This is a genomic window from Cupriavidus sp. 8B (genome assembly GCF_054589115.1).
In genome coordinates this window covers 23,599-30,579 of record NZ_BAAILO010000312.1, presented here as the reverse complement: position 1 = coordinate 30,579, position 6,981 = coordinate 23,599, and the positions used below count along the sequence as shown (strand labels likewise).

Annotated in this window: 7 protein-coding genes and 2 pseudogenes; 6 read left to right on the top strand and 3 right to left on the bottom strand. The window is 58.2% G+C overall.

Annotation, left to right across the window (positions count from 1 at the left end):
* Positions 1–56 precede the first annotated feature (56 nt).
* Entirely contained in the window at positions 57–359 is a 303-nt protein-coding gene (locus ACYP5B_RS31120; RefSeq protein WP_459572235.1) for a CzcE family metal-binding protein, read from the top strand.
* 374 nt (positions 360–733) lie between these two features.
* Here ACYP5B_RS31120 and ACYP5B_RS31115 read toward each other — a convergent pair.
* Positions 734–1,117: pseudogene (locus ACYP5B_RS31115) on the bottom strand (helix-turn-helix domain-containing protein); the annotation flags it as partial.
* Between the two features lie 55 nt (positions 1,118–1,172).
* On the opposite strand from ACYP5B_RS31115, the gene ACYP5B_RS31110 reads away from it, so the two are divergent.
* Positions 1,173–1,352, top strand: a complete 180-nt coding sequence (locus ACYP5B_RS31110; protein WP_459572234.1) for a helix-turn-helix domain-containing protein — start codon at positions 1,173–1,175, stop codon at positions 1,350–1,352.
* Positions 1,353–1,648: 296 nt separating this feature from the next.
* On the opposite strand, the gene ACYP5B_RS31105 is transcribed toward ACYP5B_RS31110, so the two are convergent.
* Positions 1,649–2,041 (bottom strand): hypothetical protein, encoded by a 393-nt coding sequence (locus tag ACYP5B_RS31105; RefSeq protein WP_459572232.1) that lies wholly within the window; start codon positions 2,039–2,041, stop codon positions 1,649–1,651.
* A gap of 590 nt (positions 2,042–2,631) precedes the next feature.
* On the opposite strand from ACYP5B_RS31105, the pseudogene ACYP5B_RS31100 reads away from it, so the two are divergent.
* Positions 2,632–2,790: pseudogene (locus tag ACYP5B_RS31100) on the top strand (ATP-binding protein); the annotation flags it as partial.
* 594 nt (positions 2,791–3,384) lie between these two features.
* Positions 3,385–3,681 carry a hypothetical protein gene (locus ACYP5B_RS31095; protein WP_459572231.1) on the top strand — a complete coding sequence of 99 codons (297 nt, stop codon included), beginning with the start codon at positions 3,385–3,387 and terminating at the stop codon, positions 3,679–3,681.
* Between the two features lie 817 nt (positions 3,682–4,498).
* On the opposite strand, the gene ACYP5B_RS31090 is transcribed toward ACYP5B_RS31095, so the two are convergent.
* Complete coding sequence (locus tag ACYP5B_RS31090; RefSeq protein ID WP_459572230.1) at positions 4,499–4,705, bottom strand: hypothetical protein; 207 nt, start codon at positions 4,703–4,705, stop codon at positions 4,499–4,501.
* A gap of 5 nt (positions 4,706–4,710) precedes the next feature.
* On the opposite strand from ACYP5B_RS31090, the gene ACYP5B_RS31085 reads away from it, so the two are divergent.
* Together ACYP5B_RS31085 and ACYP5B_RS31080 are read left to right on the top strand one after the other, a co-directional pair.
* A complete protein-coding gene (locus ACYP5B_RS31085) occupies positions 4,711–4,977 on the top strand; it encodes a hypothetical protein (RefSeq protein ID WP_459572229.1) in 267 nt (88 codons plus the stop codon).
* A gap of 995 nt (positions 4,978–5,972) precedes the next feature.
* Entirely contained in the window at positions 5,973–6,731 is a 759-nt protein-coding gene (locus tag ACYP5B_RS31080) for a BRO-N domain-containing protein (RefSeq protein WP_459572228.1), read from the top strand.
* Positions 6,732–6,981 lie beyond the last annotated feature (250 nt).

The window sequence follows — 6,981 nt, the reverse complement described above, 5'->3', positions numbered from 1 at the left end:
ATGCTAATTTACATGGCTACATAATAGTCTCAAAAAATGGCCGACACCCAGCGCCGATGCGGGTTCCGGCTATTCGAGAAGCCAAAGCTCGGGCTAGACATTTCGGTGAGCGAGCTCTGTCCGTGGAAGGCGCGCGAACGATCATCGTGACTCCGGAAACTAGGTCTGTCCAGGTGCAACCCGGCGAAACAGTTCGATTCGACTTTGGAACAACGTCTGCGGGCTGGAGCTTCGCGGCCAGGGCCGGCAATGCGGTAGTGGAACTTATCAATCTCTTCCCAGAGATCCCCGCAGCCGAGGGCGTGTGGGTTCATCAAGACAGTTCCAGGGTATATCGAGGTGTCTTAGGCGGAAGCTAGTTATCAATCCACACGAGAAGAACGCTGCCTTCGGAAACACTTCCGTCTTCTGCAGGTGTAGCTATCGGTTTCAGGTGGCGAGTGGGGCGCTATCCCGCCGCCGTCGCATCTTGATTGGCAAGTTCTATGAGCGCACCGGTGACGAATCGTCAGTTCAGGACAGGGAAACTGCCCGGCTGCGATGGCCATCCATATCGCACTTCGCACCCTAGCAAGCCCGCAACCTCTTCAATGGAATAGGGGCGCGAAGAACGACGCCTTTATGCCGAGAAGTACTGTCTCAGAAGGCCATTTGTGTTTTCGTTCGAGCCGCGTTGCCACGGATGCTGAGGATCGCAGAAGTAGACCTTGATGTCCGTGGCCACGGTGAAACGCTTACATACTTTTGGCCGACGGGCCCGCTGCCAGGCAAGCTGGTCAGCCCGATTCGCCCGATAGCCCTGGCCTCCACCATTGCGCGCGAGCTCCCGGCTAATGGTCGAGGGCGCTCGTCCGTGCCGGGCTGCTATTGAACGGATCGAGAGACCAGCAACCATTGAGCGCGATATCTCCTCTCGCTCGGGGAGCGTCAACGCCAACCTGGAGCAGTGTCGTTGCGCTGGTTGAATGCCGCCGGTTTCCGCCAGAATCCGTTTTACGGATGAATGGTTACGATCGAACAGTTGGGCGATATGCTGAAGAGATTCGCCCTTCTGCCAACGCTCCCACATCAGCGCCCTCTGGCTTTCCGTGTAGTAGATACGCCGCCTTTGCTTCATTTGCAACACCCCTCACTGCTCACGCAGTCTGTAGTGTGTTGCATCGACCGGTTCAATCCTCAAACTGCTGGTGGACATTCGTATGACGCTCGCGGCGAGTGAATTACGCAACCCGGTCGTATCGACCGAGGCCGTGGCGGAGTGGGTCGGCTATCAATCCGTTGCCGCCTTCCGACGCGCCTTTAAGGAACACATGGGTGTGACGCCGGCGGCGTGGCGCCACGCTGGACACTAACGGCTGATGCAAGCAGTCGCAACTCGAATATGCTGAATCGGATATACGGTGTGCACATATCGGTGTTCGACTTGCTGATGTGCTTCAGAAGCCTGCCCGTTGGCAGGCCCTGCACGGCACAGCGACGTTGGGTCACAAAAGGAACGCGCGGCCTTGTTATTCCATCGCACATAATTTGTTAATGCCGTGGAATAAAAACGTCCGGCCTGAACACGCCGGACGTTGTCTATATACCTTGGAGCTACGTACGAAGGCATCATGCATCAGCAGAGGAGCCCTTCGTATCGAGCCCGTCCTTACGCCATCGCGCCATCCGTGTACACGTCGCGGGGGCCGATGCGAGCGCCGTCGTAGTACGGACTGCGCGGACCATTGGCATCGTAACGTGCACCGTCAAGATACGGATCGGCCGAGCGGGTCGGAGGTGCCGACACACCCACATGGTCCAGGCCCGCGACCATGCGGGCGCCGTCCATGTAGACATCGCGGCGGTCATTGTGAGCACCGTCCACGAACGGATTGCGCTGCCCATTGGCGTTGTAGCGAGCGCCATCCAGATACGGATCAGCCGAGCGCGATACCTTGGCGTCTTCGGTGTAGCCATCGCGGTTGCTGATGCGCGCCTCGGCTGCGCCTGCAACGAAGATGGAAGCGAGCGCGATCGCGGAAACAATGGTCTTTACGTTCATGATGAATTCCTTAACTCTGGTTAGGGGGCCAGGCGTAGCGTCAATGCCGTCCTGATGCAAACCAGTGTAGGGCGACGGAATGAGTCAGTGAATGATGAATGGGCTCGAATTAGTGCCATTTCGTCTCACAGCTCATGGACTACCGCGACTGCGTGTTCGCATACGCCGAAGTCATAGGGGTAGGAGCCGTACAACAAACGTGGACAAATCAATCTTCGACCGCGATGCATGGTTGGGTCTGCGAGCGAGGTTGATGGCTCGTACCCATGACAAACCAGAGGCCAAAAAATGAACTCCACTCTACTAGTCCGAGATCTTGTTGCTTGCCAAAAGTTGAGCGTCGAACAGATGAGCGCCGTCCATGGCGGCGCCACCTTCACCGCTGTAGGGGCGGCCTTGTTGGGTGGGGCGGCTTCAGGCGCGGCTACTGGGGCGGTGGGCGGCGGGGCGGTGGGTGGCGGGCCGCGTCACAGTCATGGCATGTTCGGGCCCGACGATGTGCATGATTTGGTCCATGCACCCCAACCAAAAGGCAATAACGTGCCCCAATAATGTCGGGCAGGCACGGTCAGGGCCACAAGCATTCGCGGGACCGTCTGTTCGAGCGCTTCTTCACGACCAAGAAAAGCGGCACGGGCATGGGCTTGTCCATTTGCCGCTCGATCATCGAAGCCCACGGCGGGCAGATCGCGACAGACACCGGATCTGCTCATGGCGGTGCCCGCCTCTATTTCACGCTTCCGGCAGCCGACGCCATCGGCCGAGCGACGGGAACCCGCCAGCATGCCAGCGCTGGCCAGAAGTGCGACGGCACGGGCGTGCGGTTTGCGCGCGGGGCGAGGGCTTTCTTGACGGGGTTGCCGTCGGGTAGTGGTGCTGGCCCGAAGCGGCCGCGTCCCAGTTCATGGTGGGGGCGCAGAATGCCATCCCGTAGGCGGCGTCTACTGTGGAGGATAGCTGGTAGCTACCAAGGTCAGGAGCGGGGACCCGAAGGCCCCTGCTGCCAGTAATCAGCGACCGTCGCAGAACGACCCTCTACGGCCATTCGAGTTCGGGGAGGCGAATGGCAGCTTCCAAGTGGAAGCGACATTCAAGTGACTCGGGTGTCTCTGAGCCCAACGACAGACGTCGAGCGGGATGGGCGGTCAACTAGCTTTTTCAGCGGCCGGTGCTATCTTGAAAATTCGCGGCTTCGGCCAGCGATTGATACGCTACGCGGTGTCCTTGCAGAGGAGGTGAGCAGATGAAACATGGGCCGCAGTAAGCCTCATGACCATACGAGACCCAGACGTTTGTCTTATTTGTCGGCAGAGTTGGTACAAGTGCTATGAAAGGAGAATGCGATGTTTGCGACGGTGCGACGGTACGAGGGCGTGACCAATCCGAGTGAGGCTGGGCGGCTGGTGAATGAAGGTTTCTTACCCCTCATCTCTCAGATCCCGGGGTTCGTGGCGTACTACTGGGTGGATGCCGGGTCAGGCGTCATGATTTCCACGAGCGTTTTTCAGGACAAATCCGGCGCGGAAGAATCAAACAAAAGGGCTGCGGGCTTTGTACGGGAGAAATTGGCCCCCCTGCTCCCAAACCCACCACAGATCACTGCCGGTGAAGTTGTCGCGCAAGGTAGCTCACTCAACTAGGATCTGCTCACGCTATACCGGTTTGCAGAGCACGAGGAACTAAATACGGGAAACTTCGGGAACTAAGTCGAGGTAAATAGTGATGCGTAGCAGTTTCCCACTTTAGTTCCCAGTTCATCTGCAAAGGTTTCCGATTCCGCGACCCAAAGCGGAAGTTGCCAGCTCGTGTAAGCGGTCTTCGAGGAACTCCCAATGTAGATGAGCCCGTTGGTTGGTACCGGTCAATTTAGTGTTCGCCCGAATGGCCGTTTTGGGAGCGTTGGAGCCGTCTGAATGGCAGGATGCTGGCACGTTCGAACGGCGGTTCGTGGCCGAACTCGGCCCTGTGCCTTCCTGAGCGTATGATCGCCGAATCCTGCAGCCGTTGCTGTTATCGTTGCCATGCAACAACAGCGACGGGAAGGTGGAGGTGACTTTAAGTGACGTGACGGCCCAGCTTGGCTGCTGGGAAGGCTATAGCTTGCGCGATGGCTGGGAGGAAACCCGCGACGGGGAGCGCATGTGTGTATTGCGACTTGAACCGAAAGCACGGCGGCGCAAGTGCTACAGCGGCTGCGGCTATCAGTTGCTCGCTCCTCCTACTCAACCCGGAAAAACTCCACGCTCTGCCCCGCATTGCCCGCTCGCCGCAGCCCCAAGCGAGCCCCTCGGCGTTGCGGTAGCGGACCGGGCGTGGGCTCGCGACGGTGGCGGCACAAGCATCCCGCCGCCTCCAACTCGACCATGGTCAGCCCGTAGTCGGCCATCTGCGCCCGGATCTAGCGGATCGCGTCCGCACGCTCGTGTTCAGTTGCCGTCGTTGCCATCGTTGCCGTCATCAAGGTTGAGAGGGATTGTAGGCGCCCCTTGATCGTCCTTCGCGGTCGGCGCCGCCGCCCACCACCATCCCGCTCGCGCGGCGCCACACGCAATTCTGCCGGCGCCGCTTCGGCTTCGGCCCGCTCGGCGCGCGCTCCAGCTCTGGCGAGAATTGGATACGCAGTTCGACCAGTTGACGGCCTGCGGCCTCCAGTTCCGCCTGCACGGTTTGTGCTCCTGCCGCGCTTCGGCCAGCTGCGCGCCAAGACTGCCGCCACGTCCGCGCGCGGCGGCAGTCTTGGCGCGCGCCGCGTCGCGCTCGGCCTCGGCGGCACTGGCCGCGTGACGCGCGTTGGCGCGCAGCGTGGCCAGCTCGCGGGTAACTCGCCAGTTGCCGTTCCATTATCCGGCACCGCCGAAATTCGCGTGATCACCACTTTGACCAACCAATCAACCCTAGAAATGTACGTATTCGTCGATTTTTTCAATAAATTCTAGATATCGTTTGTTAAAACAAGAATTGTGCATCAATGCCATGATCATTGGTACAGCATATTCAAATTCCCCATTAGTTATATGAATCCGATAGAAATTCGTCAGCTCAATATCTGAGCATTGTACGAGCACGAATCTTCGACTTATGTTGCAGAAATGCAAGGGACGACTTGCGGATTAATTTTTTACACACAAACAAATAAAAATCGGAGATCATTACCGTATGCCCAGGTAACGGTGGGCCAAGAATTCATAGGTGCCGACCTCAACGGCAGTGGTACTCGAAAACTCAGCGCGTGCACGGTCCGCAGAGCCCCAAGCAGCTGCCTCCATGACCAGTCCTTCCGTGGACACTGCGCGCTCGTGCACTGGTCCATGTGCCGATGCTGACCGGCTTCTTTCCGTTCATTGACGCGCCTACGATTGCCAATACTGAGGACGTCCAACACCTGACGGCTCCTAGCTTTGCGGGAAGTTTTTTTCTGTTCGGCTGGATGGGGCACAGTTTCTCCGAACACGGACACTCCAGAGGGCACACCCAATAGCCATACATCCCGATCGCCAGGAGGCGAGGACACCGATCACGAAGCCCAATACACAGCGGCGGGATGACCGGGTCATGCGGGGTGGCCGCATACGTATTACCAGCGGTTCAGCCCACAACACAGGCCCGTGGCAGCCTGCACAAAAATGCCAAATCAGAATCCACGACCAGAGGTAGGGTGCGTGGGCGCGGCGACGGAAACGTTGCTGCGATGGTCGGGCTGCGTTTGCTCCACGCGCCAGGCTAATCGGCGGAATCGCTAAAGGACGGAGCTATTGGATTGAACGCGTACGCAGGAGTGGGCGGAACCCAAATTCGATCAGAAGTACCGGTGAATTCGGTTGTTGCGTGACACAAACTGCCTTGTATAAATATTGGAAGGCGTGCCGAATACGGCGGCCTATCTGGCGCGGACTCATTAGCGCTCTTGGAAACCGGATAAAGGAGGTTCTTTATGTACGGTGAAATATTTGACAACATGGCCGATCGGCGGCCACCACCCCATGACATAGTCCAATTCACATATCAGGAGCAAAATGTCCGCGCTCTGATTGACAAGGATGGCCAATCCTGGTTTTGCGTGGTCGACCTTTGCGTGGTCCTTGGCTATAACAACTCGAGGTCGGCAATCGAAAAGCTCTGTGAGGATGCGGACAGGGTAGCGAAGTTCGACACGCCTACGAACGGCGGTGTTCAGAGCTTGGCTTTTATCAGTGAAGCCAACCTCTATATGCTGATCTGCGGCAGCAAACTCCCGGCAGTCAAGTCGTTCCGGGTGTGGATTACGCGCGAAGTCTTACCGGCACTTCGGTTGCGTGAAGCCTATACGTTGGAAGTCCAGACTCGAGCCTTCAGTCAAGTTTCCACCAAGGCTCTTGAGGAGGCCTGTCGGGCTGTCGCCAAGTTTCCGGAAGCGAACCGCATTCTCACGGATGACGTTCAGCGCCTACACGTCAAACTCGTGGAGAAGGACTTCCACATCTCAGCGCTCGAGGCCGAGAAAGGTCGCCGGGAAACCTTTGTAAGGATCCGTCTGGCGGCGCTTCACCATGCAGCGATGCTGCGTGCGAGGGGCCGCGACTATGCGGACATCGCGCACTTGCTGGGAACTGACCTCGACTTAGCCCAAAGGATGGTTGTCACTTGGGAGACGCTCTCGGAACTGAATTTGGCTCCGGATTTACAGCAGACAACGCTGTCAACGCCGCCCTGAAGGGCGGAGCGATCTCGCAGAGTCCGCCAAGAACGCCAGCGGCATGGAGAACGGGCAAAACCGTAATCAACCGGAGGGCCAAGTAGCGTCCAACGCAATGCAGAACGGACAACGCCCTCAACCGTACATCGGTTTGCTCGCAACGACTGGAGAGATAAAGCACAGGCAGCCTGACCCTTGGGCGGTTGATTCGGGCCAGGCCGCCGATTCAATAGCGAAGGTTCAAGCTCAACCAGAGAACAGCAGCCCA

Coding starts and splice junctions, on each gene's coding strand:
- ACYP5B_RS31120 (WP_459572235.1), top strand. CDS start 57: ATGCGGGTTCCGGCTATTCGAGAAGCCAAAGCTCGGGCTAGACATTTC.
- ACYP5B_RS31105 (WP_459572232.1), bottom strand. CDS start 2,041: ATGAACGTAAAGACCATTGTTTCCGCGATCGCGCTCGCTTCCATCTTC.
- ACYP5B_RS31095 (WP_459572231.1), top strand. CDS start 3,385: ATGTTTGCGACGGTGCGACGGTACGAGGGCGTGACCAATCCGAGTGAG.
- ACYP5B_RS31080 (WP_459572228.1), top strand. CDS start 5,973: ATGTACGGTGAAATATTTGACAACATGGCCGATCGGCGGCCACCACCC.